Source organism: Kitasatospora sp. NPDC101155, from assembly GCF_044768305.1.
Taxonomy (GTDB): domain Bacteria; phylum Actinomycetota; class Actinomycetes; order Streptomycetales; family Streptomycetaceae; genus Kitasatospora.
Map to the genome: position 1 here is coordinate 290,426 of NZ_JBIWPN010000009.1, position 15,200 is coordinate 305,625.

The window sequence follows — 15,200 nt, forward strand, 5'->3', positions numbered from 1 at the left end:
GCCGTCGACCTGTGTGTGCCCTGTGGACGCTGAGTCAAGTTTCCATAACCGCGCGTTTCCGTGGAACGCTGTGCCCCGGCGATGACGTTGGGTCCGGTGGCCCCTCGTCAGCTTTCCGCGCCGGGCGGGCCCCGGCCGAAACGATCAGCTGCTGCGGACCAGAAGGAGGTGCGGCGTGTCGACGCCGCTTGCCGACACGACCAACCCCGACCTCGGCCTGCTCTACGCCGTCAACGGCCTGGCCAAGCGCTCCCCGCAGTGGCTGGACCACCTGGTCTCCTGGGTGGGCGAGTACGGCATCCTGATCGGCCTCGCCATGCTCGGGCTGGTGGCCTGGCTGCAGGCCAGGCGCCGAGCGGACGCGCCGGTGGCGATCGCCGGCCTGCTCTGGGTCCCGCTCTCGGTGGCCGTCGCCGAGCTCGCCAACCTGCCGATCGCCGCGATCGTGAACCGGCCGCGGCCCTTCGTCGACCATCCCGGGCTGCTGGTGCTGGTGGACGGCAAGGCCGGCACCCACTCCTTCGTCAGCGACCACTCGACCATGACGATGGCCGTCGCGGTGGCGCTGTTCCTGGTGAACCGGAGGCTGGGCTGGATCGCCGGGGGCCTGGCCCTGCTGCAGGGCTTCTGCCGGATGTTCATGGGCGTCCACTACCCGACCGACGTGATCGGCGGCTTCGCGCTCGCCGTGGCCGTGGTGCTGCTGCTGGCGCCGATCGCGATGGCGGTGCTGGTCCCGTTCTGCCACGCGCTGAGCCGTACGGCGGTCGCCCCGCTGATCCGGGCGCCGGAGCGCGGCGACTCGGCCCGCGACGCGGCCCCGCGCGGCCGTCGGCGCGGTCGCGGGGCGGTGCGTGCCGAGGAGCAGCCGCCGGAGTCGGACCTCGCGGCCTGAGCGTCCGACAGGGGCCTCAGGAGTCTGCCAGGGCCCGCCGGAACCTACCGGAGCCCGTCGCCGGGAAGGGGTCCGGTCCGGTCTAGTCCGGCTCGCCGCCGTCGAACTCGGCGAGGTGTCCGGCGCCCTCCCGGCGGGCCAGGTCGCGCGAGCGGCGGGCCGCGGAGTACCAGCCGCAGCTGCAGGTCGCGAAGGCGAAGGAACCGCGTTCGCTGATCGCCACACGGTGCTCGGGCATCCGGGTGGTGCCGGGAGGCGCCGGCAGCTCACTGTGCACGTGGTTCACCGTAACGTGCCGGACAACCCCCGCGCGACGCGCGGGTTCCGCCGGCCCCCGTAACCCTTCGCTCCTCAACTCGTTTGCCCGGAAAGAGCTCTGCCCACCCGGTGGTGTCCCGGCAGGGCAGTCGGGCCCGAGGGGGTTGTCGCGAGGATGAAGATGACCGACCAGCAGCGAACCGGGCGGCCGGCGCGCCGTCCTGGGCCGCACCTGCGCTCGGCGGCCGGAGCCGCCCTGCTCGCCGCCGTCCTGGCCGCGGGGGTCGCCGGGTGCTCGGGCCACTCCGGCGGTGGCTCCTCGGACCAGGGGGCGAGCGTCCCCGACCAGCTGGCCACCGACCCGCTGACGGCGGTGCGCAACGCCGCCGACGTCACCGGCCGCACCGGTTCCGCGCACACCGCCACCGAGTTGGTCACCGAGTCCGCGGACAAGAAGGCCTCCTTCAGCGGGAGCGGTGGCTACGACTACGTGAAGCGGATCGGCCGACTGGAGGTCCAGGTGCCGCCGGGCGCCGCGACCACCGGGAAGATCGTCGAGGTGGTCCTGCCGGGCACCGTCTACCTGCAGAACAGCGGTGCCAAGGTGCCTGCCGGCAAGTGGGTCAAGCTGGACGTGCGCCAGCTGCCTGACGGCAACCTGGTCAGCAGCGGCGCCACCGACCCGGCCTCGGCGGCGGGTGCGCTGCGCGGGGTGCAGAAGGCCGACCTGGTCGGCACCGAGAGCGTCGACGGGGCCTCGCTGCACCACTACCGGGGCACCCTGGACCTGGCGAAGGCGGCCGACGCGACGGGCGGCCGGGGCGGCGACGGCCTGCGGATGGGAGGGCAGACCTTCACCGTCAAGGAGGTCCCGTACGACGCCTGGCTGGACGACCAGGGCCGGCTCCACAAGGTGGTCGAGGTGTTCACCTTCGCCGGGGTGGCCGGCTCGAAGGAGGCCAAGGACCAGGTGAAGGTGACCTCGACGACCTCGCTGTCGGACTTCGGCAAGCCGGTCGAGGCAGCCGAGCCGCCGGCCTCGGACATCTACCAGATGAAGCCCTCGGAGAGCCCCAAGTAGGGCGTGTCCGACACGCCCTGGGTCCTGCCGGGGCAGTGCTCCGGCTGCGGGGCGAGACGGGGCGCGGCCGGAGCGGATGGCCGTCCGGGGAGCGACGGCCACCCGTTTCGGCGGCGCCGAGATGGCCCGTCCGTGCCATGTGGACGGGCCCCGGAGTGCCTAGGCTGGACGTCGGGTGGCTGCCGCCCGGGCTGGCGAGGCACTGAAGGGGTGGTGCAGGTGGTGTCGTCCACGGGCGGCCGCAGCGGTGGCCACGACGACGCGGCCCTCGACGAGATCGAGCTGGCCGGCGAGCTGATGATCGCCGCGACGGCCAGCAGCGGTGACCGGCTGCCGACCGAGCGGATCGACGAGGTGCTGCTGGACCGGGTGGACCCGGGTCGGCGGGAGGGCGACCAGCGGGAAGGCGACTAGCGGACGGCCCGGGGCCGGCGGCTCAGCTGCGCAGCAGACGGCCGATCGCGGCCGAGGCCTCCGCGACCTTGGCGTCCAGCTCGACGCCGCCCTGCTCGGCGGCCGCGGCGACGCAGTGCCGCAGGTGCTCCTCCAGCAGCGAGAGCGCGAAGGACTGCAGGGCCTTGGTGCTGGCCGAGACCTGGGTGAGCACGTCGATGCAGTAGACGTCCTCGTCGACCATGCGCTGGAGGCCGCGGATCTGGCCCTCGATCCGGCGCAGCCGCTTGAGGTGGGCGTCCTTCTGCGCGCTGTAGCCGTGCGGGCCGTGCCCGCCGTGATGTCCTGCGGCGGCCGCGGGTACGGCGGGGGTGCCGGCCTGGGGGTCGGTCCCGTGCGCGTGGTCCGGCTCGGTGCGCGCTTGCGTCGTGGTCATCGGCCCGCCTTCGTCTCTGTGCCTGGTGGCTGCGTCGGCCACCAGTGTCCAACACCGGGGCCTTCCATGGTGTTCCGACGGCCCACCCGGCATGTGCCGAAGCGCCTGGTACGGGCCGTCGCGCGGTTCACCCGTCTGAGCGGCGCCCCGGTCCCGCACGCGCAGGACGGGGGAAATCCGGGCGAGGTTCCGTCAGACTGATGCTCATGTCCGCACGCGGCTGTGCGGTCCGGGTGGGCCGGTGCGGCAGCCGAACGGAAGGGGAGGGTCCGCCTCCCTCCCCGCCACCCCGTTTGCGCGATTGCGCTTGGTTGCACCTAGCATCGTTCAGTCCCTACCCCGCACATCGGAGATTTCCGTGCGTTTTAGCCTGACCCCGAAGGAGACGAGCTTTTACGACATGTTCGCCGCCGCCGCGGAGAACCTGGTCGTCGGCTCGAAGCTCCTGCTGGAACTGCTGGGATCAGACGTGTCGGCCCGCGCGGAGATCGTCGAGCGCATGCGCGCCGCCGAGCACGCCGGGGACGACACCACCCATGCGGTGTTCCACCAGCTGAACTCCTCCTTCATCACGCCCTTCGACCGCGAGGACATCTACAGCCTGGCGTCGTCGCTGGACGACATCATGGACTTCATGGAGGAGGCCGTCGACCTGGTCGTCCTCTATGACATCCAGACCCTGCCGAAGGGCATCGAGCAGCAGATCGAGGTGCTGGCCCGGGCCGCCGAGCTGACCGCCGAGGCGATGCCGAACCTGCGCAGCATGTCGAACCTCACCGAGTACTGGATCGAGGTCAACCGGCTGGAGAACCAGGCCGACCAGATCCACCGCAAGCTGCTCGCCCACCTGTTCTCCGGCCAGTACGACGCCATCGAGGTGCTCAAGCTCAAGCAGATCGTGGACGTCCTTGAGGAGGCGGCGGACGCGTTCGAGCACGTCGCCAACACGGTGGAGACCATCGCGGTCAAGGAGTCCTGACCCTCGTGGACATGGCAGCACTCATCGCCGTCATCGGTGTTGCGTTCTTCTTCACGTACACCAACGGCTTCCACGACTCGGCCAACGCGATCGCCACGTCGGTCTCCACCCGGGCGCTCACCCCCAGGGCCGCGCTCGCGATGGCCGCGGTGATGAACCTGGCCGGCGCCTTCCTGGGCAGCGGGGTGGCGCACACCGTCTCCCAGGGGATCATCGAGACCCCCGCCGGCAACCAGGGGATGGCGATCCTGTTCGCCGCCCTGGTCGGCGCGATCGCCTGGAACCTGACCACCTGGTACTTCGGCTTGCCGTCCTCCTCCTCGCACGCGCTGTTCGGCGGCATGGTGGGCGCGGCGCTGGCCGGCGGGGTCGGCGTGATCTGGAACGGGGTCCTCGACAAGATCGTCGTTCCGATGATCGTCTCGCCGGTGGTCGGCCTGATCGGCGGCTTCCTGGTGATGCTGGCGATCCTGTGGATCTTCCGCCGGGCCAACCCGCACCGCGCCAAGCGCAACTTCCGGGTCGCCCAGACCGCCTCGGCCGCCGCGATGGCGCTGGCGCACGGTCTGCAGGACGCGCAGAAGACCATGGGCATCGTGGTCATGGCGCTCACCATCTCCGGCCACCAGACCACCGGCGACATCCCGGTCTGGGTGAAGATCTCCTGCGCGACCATGCTCTCGCTGGGCACCTACGCGGGCGGCTGGCGGATCATGCGGACCCTCGGCCGCAAGATCATCGAGCTGGACCCGCCGCAGGGCTTCGCGGCCGAGGCCACCTCCTCGGCGATCATGTACATCACGTCGTTCGTCTTCAAGGCGCCGATCTCCACCACCCACGTCATCACCGCGGCGATCATGGGTGCGGGGGCCACCAAGCGGATCCGCGCGGTGCGCTGGGGCGTCGCGAAGAACATCGTGCTCGGCTGGTTCATCACGATGCCGGCGGCCGCCATCGTCGCAGCGCTGATGTACTGGTTCGTGCACCTGTTCTGGGGCTGATCCCCGAACGGCCGCAGGCTCTCGGGCGATTCCCCGCCCCGAGCCGCACCGGGTCCGAGCGCCCCGGAGGCGAGCGGGCGAATCCCCGCCCCGAGCCGAAGGGGCGCGCCGGTGCCGAAAGGGAGAAGCGACAAGCGAGGTACGAGCGCCAGAGCGCCGACCGTCGGCACCGGGCCAGAGCGCCCCGGAGGCGAGCGGGCGACCAACACAGCAGGGCCCGCCCCCACATCTCGGGGGCGGGCCCTGCTTCATGCCCCGCGGCGGCACCGCCATGCAGCACCGCGGGACAGCTGGGATCCGGCTTAGCCGAAGCGGCCGGAGATGTAGTCCTCGGTCGCCTGGACCGACGGGTTGGAGAAGATCCGCTGGGTGTCGTCCAGCTCGATCAGCTTGCCCGGCTGGCCGACGCCCGCCAGGTTGAAGAAGGCGGTGCGGTCGCTGACGCGGGCCGCCTGCTGCATGTTGTGGGTCACGATGACGATGGTGAACTGCGACTTCAGCTCGCCGATCAGGTCCTCGATGGCGAGGGTGGAGATCGGGTCGAGCGCGGAGCAGGGCTCGTCCATCAGCAGGACCTGCGGCTCGACCGCGATCGCGCGGGCGATGCACAGACGCTGCTGCTGACCGCCGGAGAGGCCGGCACCCGGCTTGTTCAGCCGGGTGTGGACCTCCTTCCAGAGGTTGGCGCCCTTCAGCGAGCGCTCCACCACCTCGTCCAGGACGGACTTCTTGCGCACGCCGGCGAGCTTGAGCCCGGCGACCACGTTGTCGTAGATCGACATGGTCGGGAACGGGTTCGGGCGCTGGAAGACCATGCCGACCGAGCGGCGCACGGCGACCGGGTCAACGTTGGCGCCGTAGAGGTTCTCGTCGTCCAGGAGGACCTTGCCCTCGACCCGCGCGCCGGGGATCACCTCGTGCATCCGGTTGAGGGTGCGCAGGAAGGTGGACTTGCCGCAGCCGGAGGGGCCGATGAAGGCGGTCACCGAGCGGGGTTCGATGCTCATCGAGATGTCCTCGATGGCCTTGGTGGTGCCGTAGTAGGCCGACAGTCCGCTGACGTCGATGCGCTTGGCCATGATCGTTGCTTCTCTCGTCTGTCTTCGTACGTCAGTGGGTCGGTCAGTGTCCGCCCTTGGGCGAGCGCCAGCGTGCGATGCCCCGGGCGATGAGGTTGAGCCCCATCACGAAGGCGATCAGCACCAGCGCGGCACCCCAGGCACGGGCATAGCCGTTGTCGTTGTTGACCACCGAGTACTGCTGCCAGATGTACATCGGCAGGGACTGCTGCGGTCCGTCGAACGGGTTGGTGTTGATGGCGTCGGCGCCGAACACCAGCATCATCACCGGAGCGGTCTCACCCGTGATGCGGGCGACCGCGAGCATCACACCGGTGGTGATGCCGCCGATCGCGGTGGGGAGGACGATCCGCAGGATGGTCTTCCACTTCGGCACGCCGAGTGCGTACGAGGCCTCGCGCAGCTCGTTCGGGACGAGCTTGAGCATCTCCTCGGTGGACCGGACCACGACCGGGATCATCAGGATCGCCAGCGCGAGGCTGCCCGAGAAGCCGGAGTAGCTGAAGCCCAGCGCGAGGTTCCAGACCGAGAGGACGAACAGACCGGCGACGATGGACGGGATGCCCGTCATGACGTCGACGAAGAAGGTGACGGCCTTGGCGAGCCGGCCGCGGCCGTACTCGACCAGGTAGACGGCGGTCAGCAGACCGAGCGGGGCGGCCATCGCGGTGGCCAGGCCGACCTGCTCCAGGGTGCCGAGCAGCGCGTGGTAGATCCCGCCGCCGGGGCCGGTCTGGATGACGCCCTTCATCGAGTGGCTCAGGAAGTTCCCGTCCACCACGTCGATGCCCTGCTGGACCGTGTAGACGGTCAGCGAGATCAGCGGGACGACGGCCAGGATGAAGGCGACCCAGACCACCGAGGTGGCGAGCCGGTCCTTGGCCTGGCGGCGGCCCTCGACCTGGGCCGAGATCAGGTAGCTGGCCACCGTGAAGAGCAGGGCCGAGATCAGGCCCCACTGCAGGTGGCTCTTCAGCCCGCCGACGGCGCCGATCCCGCAGCCGACGGCGATCGAGCCGACGGCGACGGCGGGCGGGGCCCACTTGGGCAGCCGGTTGGCGGTCAGCGTCCGGCTGACCGGCCGGGCGTCCGCGGGCACGGTCGTTGCGGTGGTCATGCGTTGGCCCCCGAGTACTCCTTACGGCGGGCGATGATCAGTCGCGCGGCGCCGTTCACCAGCAGGGTGATGACGAACAGGACGAGGCCGGAGGCCATCAGCGCGTTGCGGCCGTTGTCGCCCGCCTCGGCGAACTTCAGCGCGATGTTCTGCGCGAAGGTGCCGCCACCCGCGTCGAGGATGTGCAGCGACAGGACGTTGTTGGCGGAGAGCACCACGGCGACCGCGATGGTCTCGCCGAGCGCGCGGCCGAGGCCGAGCATCGAGGCCGAGATGATGCCGGGGCGGCCGAACGGCAGCACCGCGGTGCGGATCATCTCCCAGCGGGTCGCGCCGAGCGCGAGCGCCGCCTCCTCGTGCATCCGCGGCACCTGGCGGAACACCTCGCGGGAGACCGCGGTGATGATCGGCAGGACCATGATCGCCAGCAGGATGCCGACGGTGAACAGGTTGCGCGGGGTGCCGGTCTTGGTCTGGTCGAAGATGTACGTCCAGCCCAGGTACTGGTTCAGCCAGCTGGTCAGACCGTCCATGTGCGGGACCAGGAAGAGCGCGCCCCAGAGGCCGTAGACGATGCTGGGGACGGCGGCGAGCAGGTCGACCAGGTAGGCGAACGGCTGGGCGATCCGCCTCGGCGCGTAGTGCGAGATGAACAGCGCGATCCCGATGGCCACCGGAACGGCGATCAGCATCGCGATGAGGGCGCTGACGATGGTGCCGAAGGCCAGGACGGCGATGCCGAAGACCGGCTTCGGGGCGTCCGGCGTCCACTCGAAGGTGGTGAAGAAGTTGCCGTCGTTCTTGCTGAGGGCCAGGCCCGAGCGCCAGGCCAGGAAGCCGGCGATCGCGGCCATGATGACCAGCAGCAGGATGCCCGCGCCGCGGGCGAGGTTCATGAAGATCTTGTCGCCGACGCGGCTGTCACGCGGTCGGCGTTCCCTGCCTCGCGGGGCGGCAGGGGAGGATGAAGTCATTGGTCTACTCCGGTCTGGTGGTACCGCCCCGGAAGGGGGACGGCACCATGGCGGCGGTGCCCCGGACGTTGGTGCTGAGTCGTTGGTGCGTTCCGGTGGGACGGCCCCGGCCCCCCTCGCTCACGGGGCCGTCCCACCGGTGGTCCTGTCGGGTCAGGCCAGGGCGGCGACGGCGGTCTTGACCTTGTCGCCGATGGCGGCCGGCATCGGGACGTAGCCCTTGTCGCCTATGGCCTTCTGGGCGCCGTCACTGATCGTGTAGGTCAGGAACGACTTGAGGGTGTCGAGGGTCTCGGCCTTGTTGCCCTTGTCGCAGGCGATCTCGTAGGTCACCAGGACGATCGGGTAGGCGTTGTCGGCCTTGGTGCCGTAGTCCAGAGAGAGGGCGAGGTCGCCGTCGGTACCCGTGACGGTGGAGGTCGAGATGGTGAGCGCGGCGTTGGCGGCGGTCGCCTCGACGGGCTGAGCGGCGCCGGTGGCGATCTTGGCGCTCTTCAGGTTGTTGATCTGGGCGAAGGACAGCTCGGCGTAGCCGATCGAGTTCTTGACCTGCTTGATCTGGGCGGAGACACCGGCGCTGCCGTTGGCGGACTGGCCGCCCTTGCCCTTCCACGCCTTGCTCGGCTCCGCGCTCCAGGCGCCGCCGGAGGTCTTGGCGAAGTAGGAGGTCAGGTTGTAGGTGGTGCCGGAGTCGTCCGAGCGGTGGAACGACTGGATGTCGGCGTCCGGCAGCTTGGCGCCCGGGTTCAGGGCGGCGATCGCCGGGTCGTTCCACTTGGTGATCTGCGAGTCGAAGATCTTGGCGGCGGTCGGGCCGTCCAGGACCAGGTTGTCGACACCGTCGACGTTGTAGACCAGCGAGACCAGGCCGGCGACCATCGGCAGGTCGATGGCCTTGCCGCCGGTGCAGACGGCCTTGGAGGCGTCGACGTCGGCGGGCTTCAGCGCGAAGTCGGAGCCCGCGAAGGCGACCTTGCCCTGGTTGAACTGCTGGACACCGGCGCCGGAGCCGCCGCCGCTGTAGTTGACGGTGCTGCCGGAGCAGGCGGCGCCGAAGTTGGCCTTCCACACGTCGATCGCGTTGGCCTGCGCGGTCGAACCGGCGCCGAGCAGCGTGCCGGCCTTGCCACAGTTGATCGCGGCGGCCGAGGCGGAACCACCGCTGGAGCCACCGGACGCCTTGGTGGTGCTGTTGTCGTCCGAACCGCAGGCGGCGAGCGACAGCGAGCTGACGAGCGCCATGGCACCGATGGCGAGGGCCTTGGAGCGGCCGTTCCGCTGGAGCTTCACAGGGGTGTCCCTTTCTGTGGCATTGCCCGACGCGCAGACCGTGCGGACACGGCCGAGGGCGGGTTTTGCTGTGGTCCGGGGCCCGTGCGGCCCTCCGGTAGACCCGAAGTTAGGCCGGGTAGGTGACACGACAGCCGGTCGCAAGTGAACGGGGAGTGAACCTCGAACGGATGACAGGAAACTACGTCACGTAGTAACGGTTGCGTCACGGCAAGGGCGCGGGTAGATCACTTCCACCGTTCCTTCACCGCCGGCTCCCCGCTCATCCGTACAGGCCTCGCGCCCAGGATCTCCAGGAGGGCGTCGATCAGCAACCGGTCGCGGTCGTGGCTCAGCCGGGCGCGGGCCTTCCCGGCCGGCAGCCACTCCAGCCGGTCCACCTCCCGGTTCGGGCGGAACGACCCGCTGGTCGGCACCGCCGCCCAGTACCGGACCTCTTTCGGACGGCCCTGCGCCAGGTAGTGCTGGGTGGGCAGCTCAGGACCGAGCAGGCAGCGGAAGCCGGTCTCCTCCCACACCTCGCGCAGCGCCGCCCCGACCACCCCCTCGCCCGGGTCGAGCTTGCCCTTCGGCAGACTCCAGTCGTCGTACTTCGGACGGTGGATCACCGCGATCCGCGGCCGCCCCAGCCTGCCGCTCGACTTCGGCCGGCCCGGCAGCCAGAGCACCGCGCCCGCCGCCAGGACCACCGGGGCACGGCCCGCCCCGGTCGCGCGGGTGTCCGCTGCCCGCCCGGTGCTCGGGCTCGGCACGGGGCTCGGAGTCGGCGCGGGGGTCAGGCGATCGTGCAATTCAGGCCGTCCGTGGTGCGGGGGAATGCCCCCAGCCCTCGGCAGGGGGGATCTCCAGCCAGCCGTCCAGGCCTGGCGGGAGGTCGGGCCACCGGCGGCCGACGGCGTACCGCGCCGCCTCCACCTCCAGCCGCTGATCAGCATGCACCACGCCCAGCACGTACGCGGTCGCGGGGGTGATCCGCGGGGTGCGCGCCGCGGTGGCGGCGGTCACCGCGGCGTCCGCCGCCTCCTGGTGCCGGCCCAGCACCACGTCCAGCTCGTCCAGCTCGGAGGACGGACGGCCGCACACCTCCAGCGCGTACCGGGCCCGCTTCACCAGGATCCGCAACCGGGACCAGGGCGCGTCGTCGGCCGCCAGGGCCGCGTCCGCGTCGGCCGCGCCGCGCACCGACGGCGCAGCGCCCAGCCGGCGCAGCCCGTCCCCGCCGTACGGCGTCGCGGCCCGCTGCAGCGGCAACTGCTGGGCGCACGCGGACAGCGCGGTGAACGCGGCGGCCGCCTGCGGCAGCAGCACCGCCGACGCCCGGCCACCAGCCGTCTCCAGCAGCGGCGCCTCACCGACCAGCAGGGTCATCCGGTCCGCCAGCGCGTGCAGCCGGGCCGAGCGGAGCTCCTGCAGCACCGTGGAGTGCGCCCTGGTCCGGGCCAGGGTCAGCTGCCGGTCCAGCAGCGCCCGCGCCTTGGGCGCACCCGCGTGCCCGGCCAGCATGCCGGTGCCCTCCGGGTCACTGCCGCTCAGCGAGTCCAGCGCGCCCAGCAGCCGGGCCGAGCGGCGGACGTAGCCGGGCTCCAGCGCCAGCAGGTTGAGCAGCCAGCGCAGCTCGGTGCGCGACTCCTGCGCCCAGGTCTGCTCGAAGACGGCGCCGAAGGTGTGCAGCAGCCCGCCGATCCGCCGGACGGCCCGCAGCAGGTCGGCGGTACCGGCCGCCGGGACGACCGCGGCCGAACCCGGTCTGGCGCCGACCTCGCCCACCGCGAGCGGCAGGGCGCGCAGGAACGCTCCGGCCTGGGCGGTGAGCTGGCGGGAAAGGATGTCCCCGGCGGTCGCGGTGGAGGCCGCCTGGGCCGTCATCGGCGCATCGGTCATGGCGTGGTGAATCCCCGTTCCCCCGGGGCCGTCCCCCGGGGCTGGTGGCCGACCGCCGGAGCAGGTCCCCTCGGGGCCCGGAAGGCCCGAACTGCTCCGGCGGCTCGCATCAGTGGACGCGTCAGCGCGAGGTGGCGGCCCGGCGGCGTTGGCGCGAGTCGATGAGCAGGTCCTGGACGTGCCTCAGCGGCCGGCCCTCGGCGTCCTGCGAGTGCCGGGTCCAGACGCCGTCCGGTCCCAGGTACCAGGACTCGGTCTCGTCCGACACCCCGAGATCGATCAGCCCGGACAGCTCGGCGCGGTGCGCCGGGTCGGCGATCCGCATGAGCGCCTCGATCCGGCGGTCCAGATTGCGGTGCATCATGTCGGCGCTGCCGATCCAGACCTCCGGATCGCCGTTGTTGCCGAACACGAAGACCCGGGAGTGCTCCAGGAAGCGGCCCAGGATGCTGCGGACCCGGATGTTCTCGCTCAGCCCCGGCACGCCGGGGCGGATCGCGCAGATGCCGCGCACCCAGACGTCCACCGGCACCCCGGCCTGCGAGGCCCGGTACAGCGCGTCGATCACGGCCTCGTCGACGATCGAGTTGACCTTGATCTTCACGTAAGCGGGCCGGCCCGCCCGGTGGTGGGCGATCTCGTTGTTGATCCGCGAGACCAGCCCGTCCCGCAGGCCGCGCGGGGCGGTCAGCAGGCGGCGGTAGGACTCGCGGCGCGAGTAGCCGGACAGCCGGTTGAACAGGTCCGAGAGGTCGGCGCCGACCTGCGGGTCGGAGGTGAGCAGGCCGAGGTCCTCGTACAGCCGGGCCGTCTTCGGGTGGTAGTTGCCGGTACCGACGTGCGAGTAGCGGCGCAGGGTGTCGCCCTCCTGACGGACCACCAGCGACAGCTTGCAGTGCGTCTTCAGCCCGACCAGGCCGTAGACCACGTGGCAGCCGGCCTCCTCCAGCTTGCGGGCCCACTTGATGTTGGCCTGCTCGTCGAAGCGCGCCTTGATCTCGACCAGGACCAGCACCTGCTTGCCGGACTCGGCCGCGTCGATCAGCGCGTCCACGATCGGCGAGTCACCCGAGGTGCGGTACAGGGTCTGCTTGATCGCCAGCACGTCCGGGTCGACGGCCGCCTGCTCCAGGAAGGCCTGCACCGAGGTGGAGAAGCTGTCGTACGGGTGGTGCAGCAGGACGTCGCGCTCGCGCATCGCGGCGAAGATGTCCGGCTGCGAGGCCGACTCGACGTCGGTCAGCCCGCGGGCGGTACCGGCCACGAACTTCGGGTACTTGAGCTCCGGGCGGTCCAGCTCGGCGATCCCGAACAGCCCGGTCAGGTCCAGCGGCCCGGGCAGCGGGAAGACCTCCGCCTCGGTGATGTTCAGCTCCCGCACCAGCAGGTCCAGGATGTAGGGGTCGATCGACTCCTCGACCTCCAGCCGGACCGGCGGGCCGAAGCGCCGCCGCATCAGCTCCTTCTCCAGGGCCTTCAGGATGTTCTCGGTGTCGTCCTCCTCCACCTCCAGGTCCTCGTTGCGGGTGACGCGGAAGGCGTGGTGGGCCAGCACCTCCATCCCCGGGAAGAGCTCCTCCAGGTGCGCGCCCATGACGTCCTCCAGCGGGACGTACCGCTGGGGCGAGGCCTCCAGGAAGCGGGCCAGCGACTGCGGCACCTTGACGCGCGCGAAGTGCTTGTGCCCGGACACCGGGTTGCGGACAACCACGGCCAGGTTGAGCGAGAGCCCCGATATGTACGGGAAGGGGTGCGCCGGGTCGACGGCCAGCGGGGTCAGGACCGGGAAGATCTTCTGCCGGAACAGGGTGTGCAGCCGGGCCTGCTCCTTCTCGGCCAGCTCCGGCCACCGGACCACCTCGATGCCCTCGGCGGCCAGGTCCGGCAGCACCTCCTGCTGGAAGGCGGCGGCGTGCCGGGCCATCAGCTCGCGCGAGCGGGTCCAGATCAGGTCCAGCACCTCGCGCGGCTGGAGGCCGGAGGCGCTGCGCTGGGCGACGCCGGTGGCGATCCGGCGCTTCAGCCCGGCCACCCGGACCATGAAGAACTCGTCCAGGTTGCTCGCGAAGATCGCCAGGAACTTCGCCCGTTCGAGGAGCGGGATCCCCGGGTCCTCGGCGAGCTCCAGGACGCGCTCGTTGAACGCGAGCCAGCTGCGCTCGCGGTCCAGGAAGCGGCCCTGCGGCAAGGCTTCCAACTCCTGCTCGTCCGTGGTCGACAGCTCCGGCGGAACCCCCAGCGCACCGGACATCCGGGCCGTCGGCGACAGCGGGGCAGAGACGGGGCGGGGGATGCTCATGGGCTCCAGCTCCTCCAGCAGCAGGACGGCGTCCGGATGCGAATGGCTCTGCGGGCCGTCGTTCTCGCCCCGGGCGGCGGCGGCCCCCAGGGACAGCGCCCAGCCACCGGGCGCGGTCCGTACAGGACCGGCCGGCGAATGGCGGTCGACTCTGCACGAGCGAGACACTACGGACTTCATCCTGTGATCTTCGCGGCAGCAATTGAATCCACGGTAAACACCGCATGGCCAGGAGGAAAGCTGAGTCGGTCGGGGCAAGGGGGCGGTGCCGTTTTCCACCCGTCGCCCGTGACCACTCGGTACGGCCCGGCCGTCCGGTCGGTGCGGCCGGGCCGTCCGGTGGGACGATCCGGCCGCACCGGGCGGCTAGGCCGACCGGTTCGCCTGGTACTGGGCTCGGTACATGAGGTCCACCTCGTGAACGGTGAATCCCAGTCGTTCATATACCCGCACGGCGGCCGGATTGTCGGCGTCAACGTAGAGAAGGACGGTTTCCAGTCCACGCTCGCCGGCTCCGGAGCCGGTCAGGTGACGCAGGCCGGCCGCGGTCAGCGCCCGGCCGAGTCCACTGCCCTGCTCGGCCGGGTCCACCCCGACCACGTACACCTCGCCGAGCTCCGGCTCGGTGGCGGTGGCCGGGTGCACCTTGGTCCAGTGGAAGCCGACCGCCTTGCCGTCGCGGGTGGCCAGGAAGAAGCCGGCCGGGTCGAACCAGGGCTCGGCGAGGCGCTCGGCCAGGTCCTGCTCGGTCCAGGAACCCTGCTCCGGGTGGTGGGCGAAGGCCAGGGCGTTCAGCCGCAGCCACTCGGCGTCGTCCTCGCCCGGGCGGAAGGTGCGGAGCTCGATGCCCTCGGGGACGGGCACGGCCTCGGTCTGCGCGCCGGTGCGGCGCATCTGCCGCAGCTCGCGGACCAGCTCGGCACCGTACGCGCCGGCCAGGAGCCGGGCCGCCGGGTGGCCGCCGTGCACCCAGAAGTCCACCGCGTCGCGGCCCTCCCGGTGGGCCTCCGCGAGGACGGCGTCCAGCAACGGACGGGCCAGACCGCGGCCTCGGGCCGCTGGGGCGACCACCAGCTCGGCGGCGGGGTTGGCGGTCGGGCTCTCCGGGACTTCGAGCTGGCCGTAGGCGAGGACGGCTGCGTTCTCGGACGCGGCCTGAGAGGAGACCTCGAATTCGCTCTCGGACTCGATGAAGTGGGTGACGCCCGGGCGGGGCGTCTCGGCGTTCCGCAGCCGGAGCCGGCCCTGCTCGGACACGGCGGCCCGGCCGTCCACCGCCTGGGCCTCCGCCAGAACACGCAGGGCGCCGTCGCGCTGACCGGGGCGGAGCACCTTGTTCGCAATGACCGCTGTCTGATCGTCCATGCACTGACAATACGTCAACGGAAATGCGAAAAGCCCCTGATCCGAATGGATCAGGGGCTTTTCTGAATGATTGTTCGGCGGCGTCCTACTCTCCCACAGGGTCCCCCCTGCAGTACCATCGGCGCTGTGAGGCTTAGCTTCCGGGTTCGGAA

At 71.1% G+C, this 15,200-nt stretch carries 15 protein-coding genes and 1 rRNA gene; 5 read left to right on the top strand and 11 right to left on the bottom strand.

Translation table 11 applies throughout. The features are described from left to right. Positions 1-175: 175 nt before the first annotated feature. Complete coding sequence (locus tag ACIRYZ_RS16865; RefSeq protein WP_402944593.1) at positions 176-895, top strand: phosphatase PAP2 family protein; 720 nt, start codon at positions 176-178, stop codon at positions 893-895. 82 nt (positions 896-977) lie between these two features. Here ACIRYZ_RS16865 and ACIRYZ_RS16870 read toward each other — a convergent pair whose 3' ends face one another. Continuing rightward, the gene (locus ACIRYZ_RS16870) at positions 978-1,172 is read right to left on the bottom strand and encodes a hypothetical protein (RefSeq protein ID WP_387624884.1); all 195 of its coding nucleotides are present in this window, start codon (positions 1,170-1,172) and stop codon (positions 978-980) included. 162 nt (positions 1,173-1,334) lie between these two features. Between ACIRYZ_RS16870 and ACIRYZ_RS16875 the strand changes: the two genes are divergently transcribed. Beyond that, positions 1,335-2,234 (top strand): hypothetical protein, encoded by a 900-nt coding sequence (locus ACIRYZ_RS16875; protein ID WP_402944597.1) that lies wholly within the window; start codon positions 1,335-1,337, stop codon positions 2,232-2,234. Positions 2,235-2,453: 219 nt separating this feature from the next. Beyond that, complete coding sequence (locus ACIRYZ_RS16880; RefSeq protein ID WP_402944598.1) at positions 2,454-2,648, top strand: hypothetical protein; 195 nt, start codon at positions 2,454-2,456, stop codon at positions 2,646-2,648. Between the two features lie 22 nt (positions 2,649-2,670). Here ACIRYZ_RS16880 and ACIRYZ_RS16885 read toward each other — a convergent pair whose 3' ends face one another. Beyond that, a complete protein-coding gene (locus ACIRYZ_RS16885; RefSeq protein ID WP_387624893.1) occupies positions 2,671-3,063 on the bottom strand; it encodes a metal-sensitive transcriptional regulator in 393 nt (130 codons plus the stop codon). 358 nt (positions 3,064-3,421) lie between these two features. Between ACIRYZ_RS16885 and ACIRYZ_RS16890 the strand changes: the two genes are divergently transcribed. Together ACIRYZ_RS16890 and ACIRYZ_RS16895 are read left to right on the top strand one after the other, a co-directional pair. Then, positions 3,422-4,042: a DUF47 domain-containing protein gene (locus ACIRYZ_RS16890; RefSeq protein ID WP_031064133.1), complete on the top strand. Its 621-nt coding sequence runs from the start codon at positions 3,422-3,424 to the stop codon at positions 4,040-4,042. Between the two features lie 5 nt (positions 4,043-4,047). Beyond that, positions 4,048-5,043, top strand: a complete 996-nt coding sequence (locus ACIRYZ_RS16895; protein WP_402944602.1) for an anion permease — start codon at positions 4,048-4,050, stop codon at positions 5,041-5,043. Positions 5,044-5,345: 302 nt separating this feature from the next. Here ACIRYZ_RS16895 and pstB read toward each other — a convergent pair whose 3' ends face one another. From pstB to rrf, 9 genes are all read right to left on the bottom strand, one after another. Then, positions 5,346-6,122 (bottom strand): phosphate ABC transporter ATP-binding protein PstB, encoded by a 777-nt coding sequence (gene pstB / locus ACIRYZ_RS16900; RefSeq protein WP_393040364.1) that lies wholly within the window; start codon positions 6,120-6,122, stop codon positions 5,346-5,348. Positions 6,123-6,165: 43 nt separating this feature from the next. Beyond that, on the bottom strand, positions 6,166-7,239 hold the full coding sequence (gene pstA / locus ACIRYZ_RS16905; protein ID WP_402944604.1) for a phosphate ABC transporter permease PstA: 1,074 nt from the start codon (positions 7,237-7,239) through the stop codon (positions 6,166-6,168). Further along, a complete protein-coding gene (pstC, locus tag ACIRYZ_RS16910; protein WP_402944606.1) occupies positions 7,236-8,213 on the bottom strand; it encodes a phosphate ABC transporter permease subunit PstC in 978 nt (325 codons plus the stop codon). Before pstC ends, pstA begins: the two co-directional genes overlap by 4 nt. A 153-nt stretch (positions 8,214-8,366) precedes the next feature. Continuing rightward, positions 8,367-9,503 carry a phosphate ABC transporter substrate-binding protein PstS gene (gene pstS, locus ACIRYZ_RS16915; protein WP_402944608.1) on the bottom strand — a complete coding sequence of 379 codons (1,137 nt, stop codon included), beginning with the start codon at positions 9,501-9,503 and terminating at the stop codon, positions 8,367-8,369. Between the two features lie 227 nt (positions 9,504-9,730). Beyond that, positions 9,731-10,192 carry an NUDIX hydrolase gene (locus ACIRYZ_RS16920; protein WP_402944650.1) on the bottom strand — a complete coding sequence of 154 codons (462 nt, stop codon included), beginning with the start codon at positions 10,190-10,192 and terminating at the stop codon, positions 9,731-9,733. 103 nt (positions 10,193-10,295) lie between these two features. Then, the gene (locus ACIRYZ_RS16925) at positions 10,296-11,384 is read right to left on the bottom strand and encodes a CHAD domain-containing protein (RefSeq protein WP_402944611.1); all 1,089 of its coding nucleotides are present in this window, start codon (positions 11,382-11,384) and stop codon (positions 10,296-10,298) included. Between the two features lie 121 nt (positions 11,385-11,505). Continuing rightward, positions 11,506-13,863, bottom strand: coding sequence for an RNA degradosome polyphosphate kinase (locus ACIRYZ_RS16930; protein WP_402944614.1), 2,358 nt, complete (start codon positions 13,861-13,863; stop codon positions 11,506-11,508). A 186-nt stretch (positions 13,864-14,049) separates the two neighbouring features. Then, positions 14,050-15,048, bottom strand: a complete 999-nt coding sequence (mshD, locus tag ACIRYZ_RS16935) for a mycothiol synthase (RefSeq protein ID WP_402944616.1) — start codon at positions 15,046-15,048, stop codon at positions 14,050-14,052. A 72-nt stretch (positions 15,049-15,120) separates the two neighbouring features. Further along, positions 15,121-15,200, bottom strand: a 5S ribosomal RNA gene (rrf, locus tag ACIRYZ_RS16940); the annotation flags it as partial.

Excerpts from the sequence above, each read along its gene's own strand:
- ACIRYZ_RS16875 (WP_402944597.1), top strand. The coding sequence starts at position 1,335 with ATGACCGACCAGCAGCGAACCGGGCGGCCGGCGCGCCGTCCTGGGCCG.
- ACIRYZ_RS16885 (WP_387624893.1), bottom strand. The coding sequence starts at position 3,063 with ATGACCACGACGCAAGCGCGCACCGAGCCGGACCACGCGCACGGGACC.
- pstB (WP_393040364.1), bottom strand. The coding sequence starts at position 6,122 with ATGGCCAAGCGCATCGACGTCAGCGGACTGTCGGCCTACTACGGCACC.
- pstA (WP_402944604.1), bottom strand. The coding sequence starts at position 7,239 with ATGACCACCGCAACGACCGTGCCCGCGGACGCCCGGCCGGTCAGCCGG.
- pstC (WP_402944606.1), bottom strand. The coding sequence starts at position 8,213 with ATGACTTCATCCTCCCCTGCCGCCCCGCGAGGCAGGGAACGCCGACCG.
- ACIRYZ_RS16925 (WP_402944611.1), bottom strand. The coding sequence starts at position 11,384 with ATGACCGATGCGCCGATGACGGCCCAGGCGGCCTCCACCGCGACCGCC.
- ACIRYZ_RS16930 (WP_402944614.1), bottom strand. The coding sequence starts at position 13,863 with ATGAAGTCCGTAGTGTCTCGCTCGTGCAGAGTCGACCGCCATTCGCCG.
- mshD (WP_402944616.1), bottom strand. The coding sequence starts at position 15,048 with ATGGACGATCAGACAGCGGTCATTGCGAACAAGGTGCTCCGCCCCGGT.